Source organism: Limosilactobacillus sp., from assembly GCF_022651205.1.
In the GTDB taxonomy this organism is placed as follows: Bacteria; Bacillota; Bacilli; order Lactobacillales; family Lactobacillaceae; genus Limosilactobacillus.
In genome coordinates, this window is sequence record NZ_JALCQI010000029.1 from 1 (window position 1) to 19,446 (window position 19,446).

19 protein-coding genes and 1 pseudogene are annotated in these 19,446 nt (G+C 40.2%); 14 read left to right on the forward strand and 6 right to left on the reverse strand.

Annotated features, from left to right (window positions below; all coding sequences use genetic code 11):
• From LKJ51_RS06280 to LKJ51_RS06300, 5 genes and pseudogenes are all read left to right on the forward strand, one after another.
• Window positions 1-1,166: pseudogene (locus LKJ51_RS06280) on the forward strand (histidine kinase); the annotation flags it as partial.
• Entirely contained in the window at window positions 1,144-1,866 is a 723-nt protein-coding gene (locus LKJ51_RS06285) for a LytR/AlgR family response regulator transcription factor (RefSeq protein WP_291978774.1), read from the forward strand. The pseudogene LKJ51_RS06280 and the gene LKJ51_RS06285, both read left to right, overlap by 23 nt.
• A gap of 391 nt (window positions 1,867-2,257) precedes the next feature.
• Window positions 2,258-2,665 carry a CidA/LrgA family protein gene (locus LKJ51_RS06290; RefSeq protein WP_291978773.1) on the forward strand — a complete coding sequence of 136 codons (408 nt, stop codon included), beginning with the start codon at window positions 2,258-2,260 and terminating at the stop codon, window positions 2,663-2,665.
• Window positions 2,666-2,679: 14 nt separating this feature from the next.
• Window positions 2,680-3,420: an LrgB family protein gene (locus LKJ51_RS06295; RefSeq protein ID WP_291978772.1), complete on the forward strand. Its 741-nt coding sequence runs from the start codon at window positions 2,680-2,682 to the stop codon at window positions 3,418-3,420.
• 25 nt (window positions 3,421-3,445) lie between these two features.
• Window positions 3,446-4,417 (forward strand): L-lactate dehydrogenase, encoded by a 972-nt coding sequence (locus LKJ51_RS06300; RefSeq protein ID WP_291978771.1) that lies wholly within the window; start codon window positions 3,446-3,448, stop codon window positions 4,415-4,417.
• A 38-nt stretch (window positions 4,418-4,455) separates the two neighbouring features.
• Here LKJ51_RS06300 and LKJ51_RS06305 read toward each other — a convergent pair whose 3' ends face one another.
• The 5 genes from LKJ51_RS06305 to mvk all read right to left on the reverse strand — a co-directional run bounded on the left by LKJ51_RS06305 (window position 4,456) and on the right by mvk (window position 9,332).
• Window positions 4,456-5,142, reverse strand: a complete 687-nt coding sequence (locus tag LKJ51_RS06305) for a YjjG family noncanonical pyrimidine nucleotidase (RefSeq protein ID WP_291978769.1) — start codon at window positions 5,140-5,142, stop codon at window positions 4,456-4,458.
• 15 nt (window positions 5,143-5,157) lie between these two features.
• Window positions 5,158-6,198 carry a type 2 isopentenyl-diphosphate Delta-isomerase gene (gene fni, locus LKJ51_RS06310; RefSeq protein WP_291978817.1) on the reverse strand — a complete coding sequence of 347 codons (1,041 nt, stop codon included), beginning with the start codon at window positions 6,196-6,198 and terminating at the stop codon, window positions 5,158-5,160.
• Window positions 6,199-6,272: 74 nt separating this feature from the next.
• The gene (locus tag LKJ51_RS06315; RefSeq protein WP_291978768.1) at window positions 6,273-7,385 is read right to left on the reverse strand and encodes a phosphomevalonate kinase; all 1,113 of its coding nucleotides are present in this window, start codon (window positions 7,383-7,385) and stop codon (window positions 6,273-6,275) included.
• Between the two features lie 25 nt (window positions 7,386-7,410).
• Window positions 7,411-8,382: a diphosphomevalonate decarboxylase gene (mvaD, locus tag LKJ51_RS06320; RefSeq protein WP_291978767.1), complete on the reverse strand. Its 972-nt coding sequence runs from the start codon at window positions 8,380-8,382 to the stop codon at window positions 7,411-7,413.
• Window positions 8,382-9,332, reverse strand: coding sequence for a mevalonate kinase (mvk, locus tag LKJ51_RS06325; RefSeq protein WP_291978766.1), 951 nt, complete (start codon window positions 9,330-9,332; stop codon window positions 8,382-8,384). Before mvk ends, mvaD begins: the two co-directional genes overlap by 1 nt.
• A 142-nt stretch (window positions 9,333-9,474) precedes the next feature.
• Here mvk and LKJ51_RS06330 point away from each other — a divergent pair, with 142 nt between their 5' ends.
• The 4 genes from LKJ51_RS06330 (at window position 9,475) to LKJ51_RS06345 (ending at window position 14,692) form a co-directional block, all read left to right on the forward strand.
• Entirely contained in the window at window positions 9,475-12,354 is a 2,880-nt protein-coding gene (locus LKJ51_RS06330; protein WP_434737687.1) for a helicase C-terminal domain-containing protein, read from the forward strand.
• A 54-nt stretch (window positions 12,355-12,408) separates the two neighbouring features.
• Window positions 12,409-12,927, forward strand: coding sequence for a cell wall elongation regulator TseB-like domain-containing protein (locus LKJ51_RS06335; protein WP_291978765.1), 519 nt, complete (start codon window positions 12,409-12,411; stop codon window positions 12,925-12,927).
• Between the two features lie 80 nt (window positions 12,928-13,007).
• A complete protein-coding gene (locus LKJ51_RS06340) occupies window positions 13,008-13,739 on the forward strand; it encodes a DnaD domain-containing protein (RefSeq protein WP_291978764.1) in 732 nt (243 codons plus the stop codon).
• Between the two features lie 23 nt (window positions 13,740-13,762).
• Window positions 13,763-14,692, forward strand: a complete 930-nt coding sequence (locus LKJ51_RS06345) for a DMT family transporter (RefSeq protein ID WP_291978763.1) — start codon at window positions 13,763-13,765, stop codon at window positions 14,690-14,692.
• Window positions 14,693-14,780: 88 nt separating this feature from the next.
• Here LKJ51_RS06345 and LKJ51_RS06350 read toward each other — a convergent pair whose 3' ends face one another.
• A complete protein-coding gene (locus tag LKJ51_RS06350; protein ID WP_291978762.1) occupies window positions 14,781-15,737 on the reverse strand; it encodes an L-lactate dehydrogenase in 957 nt (318 codons plus the stop codon).
• Between the two features lie 517 nt (window positions 15,738-16,254).
• Here LKJ51_RS06350 and LKJ51_RS06355 point away from each other — a divergent pair.
• From LKJ51_RS06355 to LKJ51_RS06375, 5 genes are all read left to right on the forward strand, one after another.
• Window positions 16,255-16,551, forward strand: coding sequence for a hypothetical protein (locus LKJ51_RS06355; protein WP_291978815.1), 297 nt, complete (start codon window positions 16,255-16,257; stop codon window positions 16,549-16,551).
• A gap of 62 nt (window positions 16,552-16,613) precedes the next feature.
• On the forward strand, window positions 16,614-17,576 hold the full coding sequence (prmA, locus tag LKJ51_RS06360; RefSeq protein WP_291978761.1) for a 50S ribosomal protein L11 methyltransferase: 963 nt from the start codon (window positions 16,614-16,616) through the stop codon (window positions 17,574-17,576).
• Window positions 17,576-18,328: a 16S rRNA (uracil(1498)-N(3))-methyltransferase gene (locus tag LKJ51_RS06365; protein ID WP_291978760.1), complete on the forward strand. Its 753-nt coding sequence runs from the start codon at window positions 17,576-17,578 to the stop codon at window positions 18,326-18,328. Before prmA ends, LKJ51_RS06365 begins: the two co-directional genes overlap by 1 nt.
• A 50-nt stretch (window positions 18,329-18,378) precedes the next feature.
• Window positions 18,379-18,723: a hypothetical protein gene (locus LKJ51_RS06370; protein ID WP_291978759.1), complete on the forward strand. Its 345-nt coding sequence runs from the start codon at window positions 18,379-18,381 to the stop codon at window positions 18,721-18,723.
• A 21-nt stretch (window positions 18,724-18,744) separates the two neighbouring features.
• On the forward strand, window positions 18,745-19,446 hold a 702-nt coding region (locus LKJ51_RS06375; RefSeq protein WP_291980190.1), incomplete at its 3' end, for an HD domain-containing protein.

Sequence of the window (19,446 nt, forward strand, 5' to 3'; positions counted from 1 at the left end):
TCGATTATCACAATGTACCTTCGTCAAGAAGAAGAAACGCGAGCAACGCAGACCCACTCTGTTTTAAAATTGACTAATCAGACCTTGCCATATTTCAGAGATGGTCTCAATTTTAAGTCCGCAGAGCAGGTTGTGAGAATTATTAAAAAGTACACTAATTTTGATGCAATTAGTATCACTGATCGAAACACGATCCTTGCGCATATTGGTGCCGGGAGTGATCACCATATTTCTGGGGAAACTATGGTAACTTCCCTTTCGGAATCTGTAATTCAGAGCGGTCAGGTAAAGGTTGCCCGAAACGCTGAGGAGATAGGTTGTTCACGCATTGACTGCCCACTGCAGGCGGCAATTGTTGTTCCGCTCCGGGTTTCTGAAGAGGTTGTCGGTACTTTAAAGATGTACTATACCGATAGCTGGAAGCTAACTCCGGTTGAAATTCAATTAGCGACCGGACTAGGTGAAATTTTCTCTAACCAGATTGCTCTTGGAGAAGCAGAAATGCAGGCTAAATTAGTTCGTGATGCCGAAATAAAGTCACTTCAGGCTCAAGTAAACCCTCACTTCTTCTTTAATGCAATTAATACCATTAGTGCAATGATGCGTCGTGATAGTGAAAAGGCACGGCAATTGTTATTACAACTAAGCACTTACTTTCGGTCGAACCTTATTGGCGCACGTGAAACGAAAATTACGTTGGCTCAGGAATGGCAACAGGTTAAGGCGTATCTTAGTTTGGAAATGACTAGGTTTCCAAATAAGTATGATGTTCAGCTAAATACCACCGTTAGTGATGACGTCCTGTTACCACCGTTTACAATTCAGGTACTCGTGGAAAATGCGTTAAAACATGCTTTTGGAAAACGGAAGACGGATAATCATGTAGTTGTTAACGTTAACGGTCAAGATAAGCGGTTACTGATTACGGTTAGCGATAATGGTCAGGGTATTTCACCCGCTTTACTTAAACGCTTAGGAACGGAAGCCGTTCCCTCAGAGCACGGTTCGGGAACCGCGCTTCATAATTTAAATCAACGTTTAGTTGGCTTATACGATGAAAAGAGTCGACTTCACTTTGATAGTAGTAGTCAAGGAACAACTGTTAGAATTTCAATTCCATTAACTAAACGGGGGGAGCAGTAAATGAAAGTCTTAATTGTGGATGATGAACCATTAGCCCGAGATGAACTTAGTTATTTATTAGAGCAAAATGATTTAATTGATGATATCAGCAAGGCCGATGGTGTCAATTCTGCCCGGGAAGAGGTTGAGAAAAATCGTCCAGATCTAATTTTCCTGGATATTCAATTAGATGATGGTAGCGGGATGGCATTTGCTAAAAGTCTAAAAAAACGAGAAAACAGTCCCTATATTGTGTTTGCAACTGCCTATGACCAGTATGCATTAGATGCGTTTGAAGCGGATGCAATTGACTATGTCCTGAAGCCATTTGAACAGGAGCGAGTCAATGATGCGGTTAAGCGAGTTGCTAAACTGTTGGTTGGTCAGAATAATAGTGGAATTACCGAGCAGCAAAAGAATCCCCGAATCTCGTTAACTAATGACGAACGGACAATCGTTGTTCAGAAGCGGAATATTCTCTATGTTCAGGCTCAGGCTGGTAAGGCGTTGGTACATACTGAAGATCAGGAAATACTCAGCAAACAAACGTTAAACAGTATTATTAATTCATTAGACCCCCATAGGTTTATCCGGGTGCACCGGAGCTTTGTCGTTAATCTCAATAAGGTTCATGAATTACAGCCAAGCTTTAATCATACCTATGAGTTAACGCTTGTCGACGGGAGTAAAATTCCCGTAAGTCGTTCCTATGTTACTGCAACAAAACAGGCGTTAGGAGTATAATTTCAATTAAACATGGAGAAAGAGAGTGTGATCAAGAGAGCTTGATTGACACTCCTTTTGTTTTATTAAACAAAGAATATAATGAAAAAACCCGAGCAAAGCCGTACAAGATAAAAGTAGGATTGATAATTACTGATTTACTAGGAATAAGAGGAGGGAATATAAATGAATTAGGACGATTATATTTCATTTTTTTGTTTAAATTGTAAAAAAATTAACAAACTTAATGGCATCTCATCCGCGCTCTAGGGCATTTCATCATCAAATATGGCTATTTAGCTGTGAAAACTAACACAAATTGTCAAAAAAGTGTAAATTAGATAACTGAAGAGGCGTTAAATGTATGGCGCCGATCAAAATTTATTTTTATTTCTGTGGGAGGGAATAAGTTATGGAAAAGGACAAACAACCTAAGGATTCCAACATTTATGTTCAAATGGGAATCTTTGCTGCTATTTTATTTGTTTCTCAATTGATCTCTGATCTTTTTCCAAAGAGCTTTGTCGTACCGACCTCTTTGATCGCTATGATTTTGCTTTACATTCTGTTGGCTTGTCACATTGTTAAGCTTCACCAAGTTGCTAAGTTCGGTGACTTCATGATCGGCTTAATTGCTTTCTTGTTCGTTCCATCTGGTATCCAATTGGCTGCCCACTTGGACATCATGAAGAAGGAAGGACTTCAAGATATTATCGTTATCATTATTTCAACGATTATCTTGCTTGTCGTAATTGCTTACGTTGGTGCTTTGGTCATGGGTATTCACCACAAGATCACTGGTACCAAGGATGAAGACTAGGGAGGCAATTAATTATGGCTAATACGATTGTTACAAATCTAGCACTACCATTCACTGGTATTTTTATTTCATTAATCGTTTACCTTATTGGTATGTGGTTAACTAAGATTAGTAATGGATTCTTCCTTTTTAACCCATTACTTGTTGGTATGGTTCTTGGTATCGTTATCTTAGCAATTTGGGCTAAGGGTACTGGCTCCACTACTGCTGCTGTTTACAAGAAGTTCTACCTTCCTGGTGGTAACATGATTTTCTGGTTCTTGAACCCTGCTACTATGGCCTTCGCTATTCCGCTATACCGGGTTAACGATGTTTTCAAGAAGTACTGGTTCGATATCATCGTAATCATGTTTGTTGGTGGATTCATTTCACTCTTCTTGATTCAATTAGTATCTAAGCTCTTCGGTTTGTCAGCTGCTTCAACTGCTTCAATGCTTCCACAAGCAGCTACTACCGCTGTTGCTATGCCAATTGCTGCCGGTGTTCACGGTGTTCCTGCCGTTACCGCTATGGCATGTATCCTTAACGCCGTTGTTATCTACGCCTTGGCCGAATTCCTTATCAAGGTTCTCGGTTTGAAGAAACTTTCTGCAGTTGCTACTGGTTTGTCATTAGGTTCTGCCGGACACACCGTTGGTTCTGTTAAGGCTCTTTCACTTGGTGAAGTTCAAGGTGCTATGGCTGCCGTTGCCGTTGTTATTGTTTCATTAGCAATGGACATCTTGGTACCAATCTACGCACACTTATTCATGTAATTTAACATTAAGGAGAAACTGAATTATGTCAAAAAATCATCAAAAGGTTGTTCTTGTTGGTGACGGACAAGTTGGTTCAGCTTACGCCTATGCATTAGTTCAACAAGGGTTGGCTGAAGAATTAGCCATCGTTAACTTATCAAAGGAACACGCAGAAGGTGACGCCCTCGACTTGGAAGACGCAACAGTATTTACTGCTCCAAAGCAAGTTTACCAAGCTGATTATGATGCTTGTGCAGATGCAGACTTAGTTGTAATCTGTGCTGGTGCTGCCCAAAAACCAGGTGAAACTCGTCTTGATTTGGTTGGTAAGAACCTTGAAATCATGAAGCAAATTACGAAGAGTATTATGGCTACTGGTTTCGATGGAATTCTCTTACTGGCAACAAACCCAGTTGATGTGTTGACTTACGCTGTTCAAAAGATTTCTGGATTACCTGCTAGTCGGGTTATTTCATCCGGAACATCTCTTGATTCTGCACGATTACGTGTAGCTTTGGCAAAGAAGTTAGGTGTTAGCCCATTAGACATTAGTGCTAATGTTATGGCTGAACACGGTGATTCAGAATTTGCTGCATATTCTAGTGCTACCGTTGGTGGTAAACCGCTTCTTCAAATCTGTGAAGAAAAGGGAATTAGCAATGATGAATTGCTTAAGATTGAAGATGACGTACGTCACAAGGCATATGAAATCATCAACCGGAAAGGCTTCACTGCATATGGTGTTGCAACCTGCTTAATGCGGATTACACGTGCAATCTTGCGGGACGAAAATGCTGTATTACCTGTTGGTGCATACATTGATGGCGAATATGGAATTAAGGATAATTACCTTGGTACTCCAGCCGTTATTAATGCATCTGGTATTTCAAAGGTTATTGAAGTTCCGTTAAACGAACGTGAAAGCGAAGCAATGGCTAAGTCATCAGACGCTTTAAAGAAAATTGCTACTGATGGAATGACTAAGGTTGGTTTAGTTAATTACCTAATTAAGTAGTAAAAAAATGTGATGGGAAACCATCACATTTTTTTAGTTTAAAGTAAAGATTTAAGTTCAGTTAGTCGGTGAATTTCAAAGGTTGGCTTAAGTCGGGTTGAATTGTGGATTGAATGGGGGTTGAACCAAATTGTGTCAAGATGGGCATTAAAGCCACCTTGAATGTCTGAGCTTAAAGAATCACCAACCATGATGGTATTGGCACGTTGCCCGTTAATCTTCGTCAAAACATAATCAAACATTTTTTTATCAGGCTTTTGAAACCCGATGATTTGGGAAATGAAAATACCATCAAAAAATTGTAATAATTTTGATTCTTTAAGTCGTTTATCCTGAACAATTTTCTGTCCATTAGTTACCGCATATACACGATAATTATTTTGCTTTAAGTAATTTAAAACCGTTCGGGTACCTGGAATTAGTTGGTGGTTATCACTAAGGTAAGTAAGGTAGGTTTTAATTGTTTGCCTTCCCGAAACGCTTAGCTTATGGTAAACCTTAAAGTAGTCAGCGAATAAGTGATCCATCAATTGATCCCAACTGAGTTCACCGCGTTCATAGCGTTGCCACATCCCAACATTATATTCTTGGAACGTTCGCTTAACAGCGGGCGTTAGCATTAAATTGAAATCTTGAAATAATTGCTGTAATGCGTGTTCTTCAGCTGCTCCATAATCAAGCAGGGTATCATCAAGGTCAAACAGAATATTCTGGTACGCTGTCAATGGATGAGGCCTCCTTTAGATTAAATGCCGTTGTTGCGCATATTCTAGTTCTTTACCGTGTAACACAAAATCAACTGAGGTTAGTTCGTTAAATGTTTTACAGCCAAGGAGAGTAAGGAGACGGGGGAGGGTAATTTCCCAATTGTTAATCTCTTTTTCAAGGGCGTCGGTCCCATTATGAATAAGAACGTTGAGAAAGTAACCAGCAACCCCAACTTCATTAGCACCAAGGATCCCAGCTTTAATAACGTCAAGCGGTGAACAAATTCCACCAGAGGCGATAATCTGTGTTTCTCGTTTCCGTACTTTTTTCGCTTCCAATAACGACTCTAAAGTTGTTTGTCCCCAATTATTAAGAAAACTGAAATCTGAGAGATGATTTCGGCGGTTTTCAATTGCGACGAAATTAGTCCCTCCTCGACCACTAATATTGATTAGCTTAACTCCAATTGATTGGAGGAGGTTAATGGTTGATGCATCCATCCCAAAGCCAACTTCTTTTACTATTACTGGAACATCAAGGTGGTTAATCAGTGATTTGATGTTTGTCAACCAGTGAAAGTCACGATCGCCATCTGCCATTACTAATTCTTGAGCAGTATTGATGTGAAGTTCAAGGGCATCTGCCTTTAGTAATTTAATAACGGCCTGTGCTTGCTCTAGGTTTGCGTTAGCACTTAAGTTAGCGATAACAATGCCATCGGGATTGATTTCACGAATAATCGAAAAGCTTTTACGGGCATTTGGGTCGTGAAAAATAATACTTGCAGAGCCAGCTGCCATCGCGAGATGATGTTTTTTAGCAATCATTGCCAGCTCACGGTTAATTTTATAAGCATTTTGACTACCACCAGTCATTGCTTCAATATAGAAAGGAAATTCTAAACTTAAATTTCCGCACTTAGTAGCCGTGGTTACCTGATCAAGACTAATTTCTGGTAGGCTACGATGAATAATCTGAAGGTTGTCAAGTGAATTAATATGGACCTGATCATATAGCTTTGTTGCTAACGAAAGATGTTCGTTTTTTCGTTGGGCATGGTTTGATTCCATAATGTTCTCCTTAGGTATAAATATAATAAAAGAGTGTGATTTTAGACGTTAGACCAATTATCACACTCTTTTAATCTTTATTTTTTGATGAGGTGGTGCTTGATCTCACCTTTAACGTTATTAATGAAGTGCACAGAAAGCGGTAACTGCTCGATCTCATTGGCAGTCCAATTCTTAAGGACTTGCTTAAAGTTACTGTTACGATCGATGGCAACAATTCCGCAATCACCACCGCCAGCACCAGATGTTTTAGCTGCACCGCCAAAATCTTCTGCAATTTGGCAAAGCTTATTCAAAACAGGAGTTTCAATGTGGACTCCCGAATTAGTTCCAAGCTGTTTTAATAGGTCACGGTTATAACGGATTTCATTTTTAATTGATTCTAGATCCGCGTTATGAAAACCATCGACCATTCTTTGAATACAGTGCTTACTTTCTTCAAGAAATTGATGGTATTCGTCTTGTTGCCGCGCCTTAAATAAAGAAATCTTATCGACTAGTTGTGAAGTTGAAGCAGGTTTCCCAGTCCAACCAATAAGAAGTTGTAAGTTTTTCGGTGCATCTAATGATTCGATTTTAAGGTCTGGCCATGGAAGGGAAATCAAAGTCTGTAAGTCAAGGTATTTCCGTTGTTGAGCAAGCCATTGGCGATCAAATGAATGGTAGGCGATCCAGCCGCCATAAACTGAGGCAGCAACATCGCCAAGTGAACCGTTTCCCTGAACTTCAAAGTGGGCGATTGCTGCTAATTTAAAAATGTCGTCCTTAGTTACCGGTAAGTTGTAGAACCGACAGAGGGCCTTTACGGTAGCGACAGTCACGGCAGCCGAAGAACCAAGTCCATATTTTTTACCAGAATCACTATCTAATTGACTATCAATATGAAGGTCAAATATCTGTAATTCACGAGCAAAACTTCGCGCGTATTCTTCCGTTACCCTAATTGCAGAAAGAATATATGAGAATGGATTATCCCGATTATCGACTACCATTTGTTCCCCAAGGCGGTGCCACTGCAAAGCATTATTATGGTATTGTCGACTAATAATCCTCCCGACTTCTTCAGCACTTCTTTCAATTGAACAAGTAACGAATTGGTCCAGTGCTACTAAAACCGCTGGATAACCATTTTCAACAACAGCATATTCACCGGCAATGTAAAGTTTACCGGGTGCTTTTTCAGTAATCAATCTTATATAACCTCTCAATCAAATCTTACTTGTTAATAATTTTTACTCCTGGTCCTGGCTGAGAAATAATTAATTTCTCCTTACCAAAAATTTCCCCCAAGGATTGGATAATTTTTTCCCGATTCTTCCGGTCATAAATCACCTTCACATTCGGCCCAGCATCCATAGTATAGTAACAGCTAATCCCCTGTGAACGCAAGTGATTAACCGCTTGAATTGCGCGAATCGTATCACCAGTAAAGTAGGTATAACCAGGATCAGCCGAAAGGGTTAATGCATGCATCCGTAATGCATTTTCCTCCGCAATATGACCAATTTGATCAATATCTTTGTTTTTAATTGCTTCTTTAATCGCAATCATGTCGTGAGCAACGACTTTTCGCCATGCGGGATAATAGGGTGATGACGTAACACTTGATTGCATTCCATGGCGACTTGAAACTTTTTTCTTGGAAGTATTGATGAGGATCGCAATCATTTCAATTCCAAAATCAAGATTTTCCATGACGGGCTCCGCAAAAGAACTAGCGTTATCGGTCCCGCGGTGCCATTCAACAAGACCACCGTAAATAGAGCGAGTTGCTGACCCGGAGCCACGACGAGCGAGCCGGGAAAGCGATCGCCGATCGAGATTCATTCCTGCAGCCTTACTGGCGGCAGTTGCTAAGGCCGCAAATGCAGAGGCAGAGGAAGCTAAGCCAGCAGACATTGGAACGTGGTTTGTTGAAACAACCTTAGCGTAACGGTTGATACCACTGATTTGTCTAACAAGATTGAGAAAGTTTTTAACTTTATCAGCAGCGTGGCCGGTAATTGATTGACCGTCAATTTGAATTTGATCCGTCGTCAGTCCATCCGTAAATTCTACTCCCGTGTCGGTATAGAATTCAGAGAGGGTTAGAGAAAGGCTATCAGTTTGTGGAATGATGAGCTGCTGATCTTTCTTCCCCCAATATTTAACTAGTGCGATATTCGTGTGTGCACGCGCAGTGATCATTAATTAATCTCCTCCGTATCACCGAGTGGTTGGAGCCATACTTGTCTAGCTCCTTGTTCTTTTAATATTCCTGCTAATTTACGAGCTCCAAGTGCAGTTCTGGTAATGGCGAACATGCAGCCGCCACGACCACCACCGGTTAATTTGGCTCCCAATGCGCCATTTTGATTAGCAACAGTAATTAGTTGATCTAGTTGTGAATTGCTGACATTTAGTGCCTGCAAATCCTTTTGCGCGCTAGTTAATGCGATCCCCAAACTCATTACATCATTTTCCCTTAAATAATGTCTGGTTAAATTAACTAGCTTTCCTAGATGGTCGATATGGGCTTGAGCAATATCATTATTGGTTGCTAATTCGTGTTTGACAGCCGCAATTGCATCTTTAGTAGCACCTTTTACACCGGTATCGGCAATTATCATTGTGGCTTGAAGGTTCATTTGAATTGGTTGACCTTCTTGGCCCTTGATAAAGTAAAGTGGTGAGGTCGAACTAACAGTAGCGGCATCCAGGCCAGAGGGACTTCGGTGAGTTACCTCTTCCTCAATATCGGCGAGCTTTAGTAGTAGGTTTCGTTCAAGTTTTTCTTCGTACAAATCAAAAAAGGCGCGAACGATAGCAACTGCCGTGGCGGCCGATGAACCCATTCCTCGTTCTGCCGGTAACTGACTTTTAATTGTCATTATCCATTGATCGTTTTCACCATTGAATCGCTGAATTAGAGAATTGACCAGGCGTTGGATACCACTCATTTTCTCTGGTAATTTATTTAATGGACCGGAGAAGTAACGACTTTTAATTTGATGGCCGTCTTCGTTAGTTGGCTCCATTGTTACCGTTAAAGTAACGCTTGGTAAGGGGAGGGCAATTGCTGGTTTTCCGTAAACAACACTGTGCTCACCCATCAGAATTATTTTGGCATGACTGTGACCGATTCCTTGTTCTTTCACATCAAAACCCACTTTCTTCGTAAAAATACCACTATTAATAATAGCGTAAATTTATTGATTTGCCAAAGATTGACGGTAATTGTTACTATAATTTAAAAAATGAATGGTGTATCATAATAGCAGGACTTTAATCGACTAAATAATGAAACATGGTGATAGTTTGTCAACAACGATGAAACGCCGTCATAAGGGGAGAGGCTCTCGTGGACCGATCTTTTCAGTTGTTGATCTGGAGACGACTGGGACAAGTGTTAATCATGGGGATAGGATTATTCAGATTGGCTGTGTACTTGTTCAAGATGGCGAGATTATTAATCATTTTGAAACTAAAATTAACCCACGGACATCGATCCCACGTCAGATTACTCAATTAACTGGGATTAAGAATAGTGATGTCCGTCAGGCACCGTTATTTGAAGATGTTGCAGGAACGTTATATAGCCTTTTAAGCGGAACAATCTTTGTTGCTCATAACGTTAATTTTGATTTTCCCTTTTTAAATTCGGAACTAGAACGGGCTGGTTACCCTACGTTAACAATTAAAGCGATTGATACAGTAACGTTAAGTCAGATCTTAATGCCGACCGCTAGGAGTTACCGATTGCGGGATCTGACTAGTTCATTATCAATTGAACATGATCATCCACATAGTGCCGTTTCTGATGCTGAAGCAACGGCGCATTTATTAGTTGATCTTGAAAAACGGCTAAGAAAGTTACCAACCTTAACTCTGGAAAGATTAGTTGAACTTAAGCTGAATCTACCCCAACAAACGGCAATGGTTTTGGAACAAGAATTAAAGAAGCGGGTAACCCAACCATTGCCACTAGCAGATGATTTATACGTCAGTCACGGAACTGTCCTCCACAAAGTTCGTCCAGCTACTAGTCAGGGAGAAACGGCAAAGGTTCGTTATCCATCAACTAAGCGGGCAAAGAGCAAACTTTATGGAGAAAAGTTCGAATTCCGCCCAGTTCAATCAAAAATGATGAACAGTATTTACAATAACTATACTCATGACGCACCTAAATCGATGATTGTTGAGGCGGGTACGGGAACTGGGAAGACGCTTGGCTATCTTCTTCCACTAGCTTATGTTGCTTACCCTGATAAAAAGATTGTTATTAGCACAGCAACAAACCTGTTGCAGCAACAAATTGCTCAGCAGGCGATGAAACAATTAAACCAACTTCTGCCATTTAAATTAAATGGGGTCGTTGTTAAGGGAAATTCACATTACTTGGATCTCGCTAAATTTGTTCATTCTTTAAGCATTATTGAAGATTCTGATTACGTTCAGCTGATCAAAGCAAAAATTCTGGTTTGGCTACTAAAGACTACAAGTGGTGATCTTGATGAGTTAAATCTCAATGCACAACGTTCACCATACTTTGCTGAAATCCGCCACCAAGGGATTAAAACCTTGCGTGAAGATAATGAATTCTATAAAGATGACTTCCTAATTCGTCGTCAAAAACAACTACATACTGCTAATGTTATTATCACTAACCATGCTTATCTTGTTGATCATGCCCAAGAATTAGGCGATGGAACTCGTCGACCCTATTTAGTAGTTGACGAAGCACAGCATTTGAGTGAGAGTATCCTACGTCGCTCACGGCAAACACTTGATTTTCAAAGCATTCGAACTGCAATTCACGTTTTAGAAAATCTGGTTAATGATAATCAGGACCGTAATTTGGCGAACATTTTTGAGGAACATGCGCTAGGTACATATAATGTAGAACTACTAAGGGACGATTTACGGTCATTGAGTGAAGCCACCAATGTATTTCAGCAGTCACTGTACCGTCAGTTTATGCTTAATGTTCAGGGTAACGGGAATGAATTAATCGAGCAACCATTAGATAACCAACGATTATTGTCACTTCTTACGCCAAGTAGCAAACAAATCATGCAGCTTGAACAGTCATTAGCAAACATTCAACTTCATTTTGTAGCGTTGCGGCACCTGTTTGAGCGCCAAGCAGATCGGTGGTTATTTAGTGATCGGTATTTAATGAGCCAATTCCAAAGTCAGTGGATGGTTCTTGCTGATGCTGACGATAAGCTTCATCAATTTACCGAAACATTAGAGGAGCGTCCACAGACCGCTGCTTTCTGGTTAACTGTTCAACAATCAACTGAGCATAGTTCGATGAAGATAAGTGGTGGTATGATAACGGTTAATCATTTCTTAACGGAAAACGTCTATCCGTATTTTTCTCAACCACTATTTGTCGGGGCAACCTTATTTACTTCGAGTAGATCTAATTACTTGTATGAACAGCTTGACTTGGATCGCTCGGAAACATTACGAAAGCGGTTTGCATCGCCATTTAACTATGAGGAAAGGGCTGAATTATTAGTAGCAAAGGACGCTCCAACGCCTAACAGGACAAATAATCAAGACTATATTCATTATTTAGCTCAGACAATCTATAATCTTTGTAAACACAACCATTGTCAAATAATGATCCTGTTTAATTCGTTAGTAACAATTGAACAGGTATATAGTCAGCTCAAGGAGACGGATCTGTTTGATCAGCGAGATATCTTAGCTCAGGGAATTACTGGGCGGCGATCAAAGCTCCTTAAACAGTTTGCAAGCGGGACAAGCGCAATTCTTTTGGGTGCATCGAGCTTTTGGGAAGGGATCGATCTTCCGAAGGCGGCCTTAGAATTATTGATTGTTACTCGACTGCCATTTGATTCTCCTGATGAAATCATGAATCGGGCCCAAAATGACTTATTAAAGCGTGAAGGGAAGAATCCGTTCTATCATTCAGCCCTTCCTAAAGCAACGATGAAACTTCAGCAGGGAATTGGTCGGCTACTAAGGACTCCAGATGATTTTGGTGTTGGTGTTATTCTTGATTCACGAATAAGTACGCGTCAATATGGTAGTTCAATGTTGAAGAACTTACCAAAAGGGCTTCCAATAAAAGAATTGGCAACGCCTGAGCTGGTGAAAGAGGCCAAGAAATTTTTAAGAAAGTATCAGTTAAATGACGAAAATTAAAAATTTCTGGTATAATTTTTAAGATTAGTAAACTATTCAAAGAGGGGAAATTACATGCAGAGTCGTCGTGAAGTCCAGCGTAATAAGCAAAACCGTTCTGCTGGACAAACGTTTCGCAATATTTTAATTGTAATTATTGCGCTTGTTGTTATTATGGGGATCCTTTACCTTATTAGTAACCAACCCCGTTCGGCGGCTAGACGACAAACCGTTTCGATTGCAAAAAAGTATGCTCATCTTAGTAAGCCAGGTCAGTTTTATATTTATAACCGTGAGAATACCTACTATACGATTGCGGGAAGGAATGATCAGAACCAGCCAATTTTAGTGGTTGTTCCGCAACATGGAGGAAATGTCCGCGTATTAAAACAGAGTAGTGGCTTAACCGCCCAACAAGTAATTCAACAGGTTCGGCAAAGGCGTAATCCACAAGAAGTCTTAAAGGCGGCACCAGGGATCTTTAATGATAAAGTGGTTTGGGAAGTCACTTACCGTAACCATAAAGGGCAACTATGTTATGACCTTATTAATTTTAAGACGGGAAAAGTTGTCCAAACGATAAATAATTTGTAGTTAGAAGGATTGAGGGGACCGGTTAATTAGTCGCTAGTCCCCTTATCTTTTTTGCTTAAATATAGTTAGGGGGGATCATAGTGACTGAAAATGATAGTTCATTAGTTCAGTACCTTAATGCTGGGGAGACTTCAATCAGTAATATTTTGCTTCATCATTATCACGATTTGGGGATGTCAACGGCTCAATTGGTCGTTTATCTTGAGTTTAAGTCTTATATAGACCGCGGCGTTATTGATCCTGACATTCGTCAAATAGCTCATCATTTACAAACTGACGAGAACCAGGTATTTAATTTACTTCACCAGATGATGAGTAACCAACTTGTGGTTCAACAAATGCGAAAGCTACCGGATGGTAAGGAGGACGCTTTTTGGGACTTTACACCACTGATTAATAAGCTAAGTGCGTTTAATGAGCAGAAGAGTGCTGAACAAGTTCAGAAAAGCGAAGGTAACCAGCGAAAAGAAACCTTTAATAAGATTGAGGCTGAAGTTGGTAGACCACTTTCACCTATGGAAATGCAAATTGTTAATGATTGGATCGATCATGATCATTATCAAGCTTCAATTATTGATTTGGCATTAAAACAGGCCGTGATGAATAATGCATTAAGCCTTCAATATATTGACCGAATTTTACGCAATTGGTCTCGGCAGGGCCTGAAATCAGCTCATGATATTCGTGAACATGAACGCCAATATGAAGAGCGTAAATCACAGAATAGCTATTCACATCAGGAGCCACGAAAAATTCAGGGACCTAAGATTCCGATTTTCAATTTGAATTCACAAGGAAAAAAGAAAAAATGATTTAAGAGAAAGAAGGTTGCCTTATGGCGAAAAAAACAAGTAATCCGGTAATGAAGGGGATTATTATTGCAGCAGCTGCATCAGTAATGTGGGGGATCTCAGGAACAACGCTCCAATTAATCTCCCAAAATCTTGCAATCCCAGCAACGTGGATGTTATCCATTCGGACGTTTTCTGCCGGAATTATCTTGCTTGTGATTAGTGGCTTTATGTACGGGAAAAAGACATTTAATGTTTTTAAACGTCGTGATACAACAATTTCTGTGTTCTCTTACGCTGTCTTCGGTTTGATGGCTAATTTATTAACCTTTTACTATTCAATTCAAACTGGGAATGCGTCAGCAGCAACTATTCTGCAATACCTTTCACCACTATTCATTGTTCTTGGCGGGGTCCTTTTCAAACACCGGCGACCGTTTCGGAGTGACCTAATTGCGTTTGCCTTAGCATTAATTGGTGTTTTCTTTGCCATTACTAAGGGGAGTTTTAGTCAGCTTGATCTCCCGTTGGTTTCACTTTTATGGGGACTTGGCTCTGGAATTACCGCTGCTTTATATGTTGTCTTACCGCAACGAGCAGCTGATTCTAACCCACCGATTGTTGTATTGGGTTGGGGGACAATGATTGCAAGTGTCCTATTTAACCTATACCGACCATTTTGGGTTAACCCACCACATGTTAGTGTTGAATTAGTGGCATCGGTTGCTACTGTTGTATTATTCGGAACAATCTTACCGTTTAGTCTGTTAATGTGGGCAACGCGGTACGCACCATCAGATGTTGTAAGCATTATGGATGCCTTACAACCAATTACAACATCAATTCTCAGCGTGATCTTCTTTAACCTTCATTTATCATTTGTTGAAATTATCGGAATTGCATTGGTAATCGTTGCTGTTTATGTATTGCAAGCTGGCCGAAAAAAGAATTTGGAAGCGGAAATGCACTATTAAATAAGTAGTAAGCAATTTTGAAATTTAATTTAAAAAGAAAAAGTACTCGGAATTTCCGAGTCCTTTTTGAGTAACTAATTAAGAATAATTAGTTGTTTTGAAGCTTGGCCATACCATCCTTAGCAACCTTTTCAAGGGCAGCAGCAGAAGCATCCATAGCCTTCTTTTCACGGTCATCCAATGGAACTTCGATAACCTTATCAATACCGTTTGCAGAAACAACTGCTGGGGTACCGATATAAAGGTCATTAACGCCATACTCACCGTTCATTGGAGCACCAACTGGTAATACAGCATGTTCGTCACGTAAGATAGCACGAGTAATCCGCATTAAGCAGGTTGCAACACCGTAGAAGGTAGCACCCTTACGGTTAATGATTTCGTAAGCCTTGTTACGAACGTCATCTTCAATCTTAAGTAATTGATCCATTGAAACATTGTTTTCCTTAGCAATGTCAAGAAGTGGCTTGCCACCGATAGTTGCGCTTGAGTAAGCAGCAAATTCGGAGTCACCGTGTTCAGCAAGAATGTTTGCTGAAACATCGCGAGGATCAACGTTGAATAACTTAGCCAAGGCAATCCGAAGACGTGATGAGTCAAGTGAAGTACCTGAACCGATAACCTTGTTCTTTGGGAAGCCTGAAAGCTTTTGAACAGCGTAAGTTAGGATATCAACTGGGTTAGCAGCAATCAAGAAGATACCATTGAAACCAGACTTAACAATTGGTTCAACAACGGACTTCATAATCTTAAGGTTCTTGTCAACCAATTGAAGACGAGTTTCACCTGGCTTTTGTGGAGCACCAGCAGTGATAACTACTAAGTCAGCATCCTTGCAAGTGTCGTAGTCAGCAGCGTAGATTTGCTTTGGTGCAGTGAAGACAGTAGCATCTTCAAGGTCCAAAGCGTCACCTTCAGTACGCTTCTTAACAATATCAACAATGGCTAATTCTTCAGCTAAACCTTGTTGTACTAATGCGTAAGCGTAACTTGAACCTACGGCACCGTCACCAACAAGAACAACTTTTTGATGATTCTTAGACATAATTAAACAGTCTCCCTTTCATCCAGTAAATATGCTATTTGAGATTTCTCTCACATGACTAATTATAACATTCCTTGTGAAAAAAGCTATTAAATTCAGAATTATTATCATTTTTTGCTCGATTTAACCATTATCTGGCCATAATTAGCTTGTTCTTATGATTGCAAACTCCCAAAAATCATGATGGCGAGCGCAACAATAATTGCAGGAATTAATAGGAAGTGGAAGAGAGAGCCTATCAAAAAGACCATGAACAGTACAGTAAGGATCTTTAACGTAAAAAGGCCTACTTTCCATAGGAGCCATAATAAGAAGAACGCGATTAAAATTCCGATCATATAAGTGATCCCCCTAAGTTTTTAATGAAGGCATTATAGCATTTCTTAATATTGGAAAGATTAATTTGCATTAACCTTTTGCACAATCTTAACCATGTGATAAAATAAAGCCATATGTTAGTAGATTTAATTATATAAAGGAGGTGGTGGTTACCGTGTTGAATCAAACGAAGCGGTTTATGCGTGATAATGACTTAATGTATAAAAAGGAATACATTCGGCCGATGATGACGCCCCAGCATGTGTATGTTTTTCGCTTTGGTAAGCATCGGTTGAACAATCGGGTAATCATTCGCTACTCCCATACATGGACGGGGCGACTGAGAATTAATGAGATTGATGTTCGCCTGCATCACCAACATCATCCACGAATTTTTCGAACCGAAGCGGATTTGATAGAGTATTTAAAGAGTCATTTTGGCAAGGGTGATAAGGAGAACCAAGCGCAGCCTGATGATTTTGAAAATGAAGAATAGGCAAGCGAATTGTTGTGACCATCATCTTGGTGGTCATTTTTTAGTTAATAAAGGAGAATAATATGGACTGGACAGCAGTAAAAGTGGTTACTTCTAGTGAAGCGGTAGAAGCCGTAAGCTACATTTTAACAAGTGAGGGTGCAGCGGGAGTACAGATTGATGATGCTAAAGATTTTGCCAAGTTAAAACCGGGACGCTATGGTAAATATGGTGAAATTATCGATCCACAAACGATTCCTCACCGTAAGGACGGAGCAGCAGTTACCGGATACTTTCCGCAAAATATCTTTGTTCCTGAACTTGTTTCAACGATTAAGGAAAAGGTTGCTAAATTGCGGGATTATCAGCTTGATCCGGGTGCAGGTCTTGTTATTTCAGAGGCGGTTAATAATGAAAAATGGGCAACGGTTTGGCAAAAGTATTACCATCCATTACGGGTGACCAACCAATTGACGATTGTTCCGCAATGGGAAAACTATGAACCACATTCAGCTAACGAGAAGCTGATTGTTCTTGATCCGGGAATGGCCTTTGGAACAGGAACACACCCAACGACCCGCTTAATGTTAGAGGCACTTGAGATCGTTGTTCGTGGTGGTGAATCAATGATTGATGTTGGAACTGGATCTGGAGTCTTAAGTATTGCGGCAAAAAAGCTTGGTGTCGGACAGGTAGCTGCTTACGATATTGATGAAGTTGCTGTTCGTTCTGCTAAAAAGAACATTGAATTAAATCCAGCTGCAGCTGATATTAAAATTGGCGTTAATAGTTTACTTGACGGTATCCACACTCAGGTAGAACTAATTGTTGCCAATATTCTTGCTGAAATTATTGTTCCGCTTGTCCCTCAAGCCTTTGAAAACCTTAAGCCAGGTGGGCACTTCTTGGTTTCCGGAATTATTAAGGATAAGGCTGAATTGGTTGAAAGTGAATTGAAGAAGTATCACTTTATTGTTGACCAAAAATTACGGATGAAGGACTGGTACGGGATGATTGCTCATAAGCCAAAAGAGGGTGAAGAATAGTGCAACGTTACTTCATTGATCAAGTGAAGACAGGGGATCGAATAAACATACCAAAAGATATTGCTCACCACTTAGTGACTGTTCTTCGGGCGACAGTTGGCACTGAATTTGAGTTAGTATTAGCGGATCACCAAGCTTACCTTGCTAAATTAGTATCGACAACACCAAGGGCAACTGCCCAGCTGGTAGAGAAGCTCGGTAAGGATAGTGAATTACCGGTATCGGTTATTCTTGCGTGTGGTTTACCAAAAACAAAGGAAAAGCCAGAATTAATCGTTCAGAAAGGGACTGAACTCGGTGCTAGTAAAGTCGTTTTCTTTGAAGCCGAGCGTTCAATTAGTCACTGGAATACCCAAAAACAAACTCGGAAAATCTCTCGACTGCAGAAGATTGCTGATGCTGCTGCAGAACAATCGCACCGTAATGCTAAGCCACAAGTCGAATACTGCGCTTCATTAAAGCAACTTCTTGCAGATTATTCTGCGACGATGCGTTTGGTTGCCTGGGAAGAATCCGCAAAGAGTGGTGAAAGTAGTCGTTTATACCAATCTTTATCGAAACTGCATAAAAATGATTCTGTTCTCGCAATTTTTGGTCCTGAAGGTGGTTTAAGCACCGCGGAGGTTAGTATAATGGAAGAGAACGGCATCATTCCTGTTGGCCTTGGCCCGCGGATCTTGCGAACTGAAACGGCCCCCTTATACTTCTTGTCGGCTGTTTCATTTATTACTGAATTATCAGGGAATAGTTGATAGTTTGTGGTACAATTATTTTCATCATATTATGTATAGGAAGTTAGTTTATGGTTTGGCTAAAAGAATTGAAAGCAAAGACAGGTATTGTTATGTGGGGATGGAGCATCCTTTTCGGAATTATTTTGCCATTACTTAGTGATAAGGGGCATTTAATTCATCGTACTTGGATGGTCGGCTTTGTCCTCTTTTTTGTTAATATGCTTTTTAGTATTTGGCTTGGTCAATATATAGAAAAGAATAGATTGAAATGGTGGGATTTATTAGTATTTCCGTTACTGTATTTGATTACTTCTTATCTATTCATGCCGAAGTATACGATTTATTTTGCACTATTTTATTTAGGGATAACGTACTTATCTTGGTCAATAAGCGCGCAGAACCAAAAAAAGTAGTCTAGATTGGAGGGTGGCATATTGTCGGAAATTAAAGAATTATCGCATGAAGATGTCCTGAAGATGGTCTCTTCATATATGAATGATGAACATGTTGCTTTAGTTGAACGGGCATATCGGTTTGCCAGTGTTTGCCATCATGATCAACGCCGTAAATCAGGTGAGCCGTATATTATCCACCCAATTCAGGTGGCAGGAATTCTCGCTAATTTACACATGGATCCAGAAACGGTCTGTGCTGGTTATCTTCATGACATTGTTGAAGATACTGGAGCAACCCTGGATGATATTAAAGAATTGTTTGGGCCAACGATTGCCTTAATTGTTGATGGTGATACTAAGCTGGGAAAGATTCAGTATAAGTCAAACAAGGAACAGATGGCTGCCACTCATCGTAAATTATTATTAGCAATGTCGAAGGATATTCGTGTGATGATTGTGAAGTTGGCCGATCGCCTTCACAATATGCGGACCCTCCAGCATTTGCGTCCAGATAAGCAACGCCGGATTTCAAACGAAACTTTGGAGATCTATGCCCCGATTGCTGATCGACTGGGAATTAGTACGATCAAATGGGAACTTGAAGATCTTTCCCTCCGTTACCTAAACCCACAACAATATTACCGGATTGTTCACTTGATGAATTCACGTCGGGAACAGCGGGTAGAGTATATTAATGAAGCAATTAAAGAAATAAAGAAGGCAATTAGTGACCTTAATTTA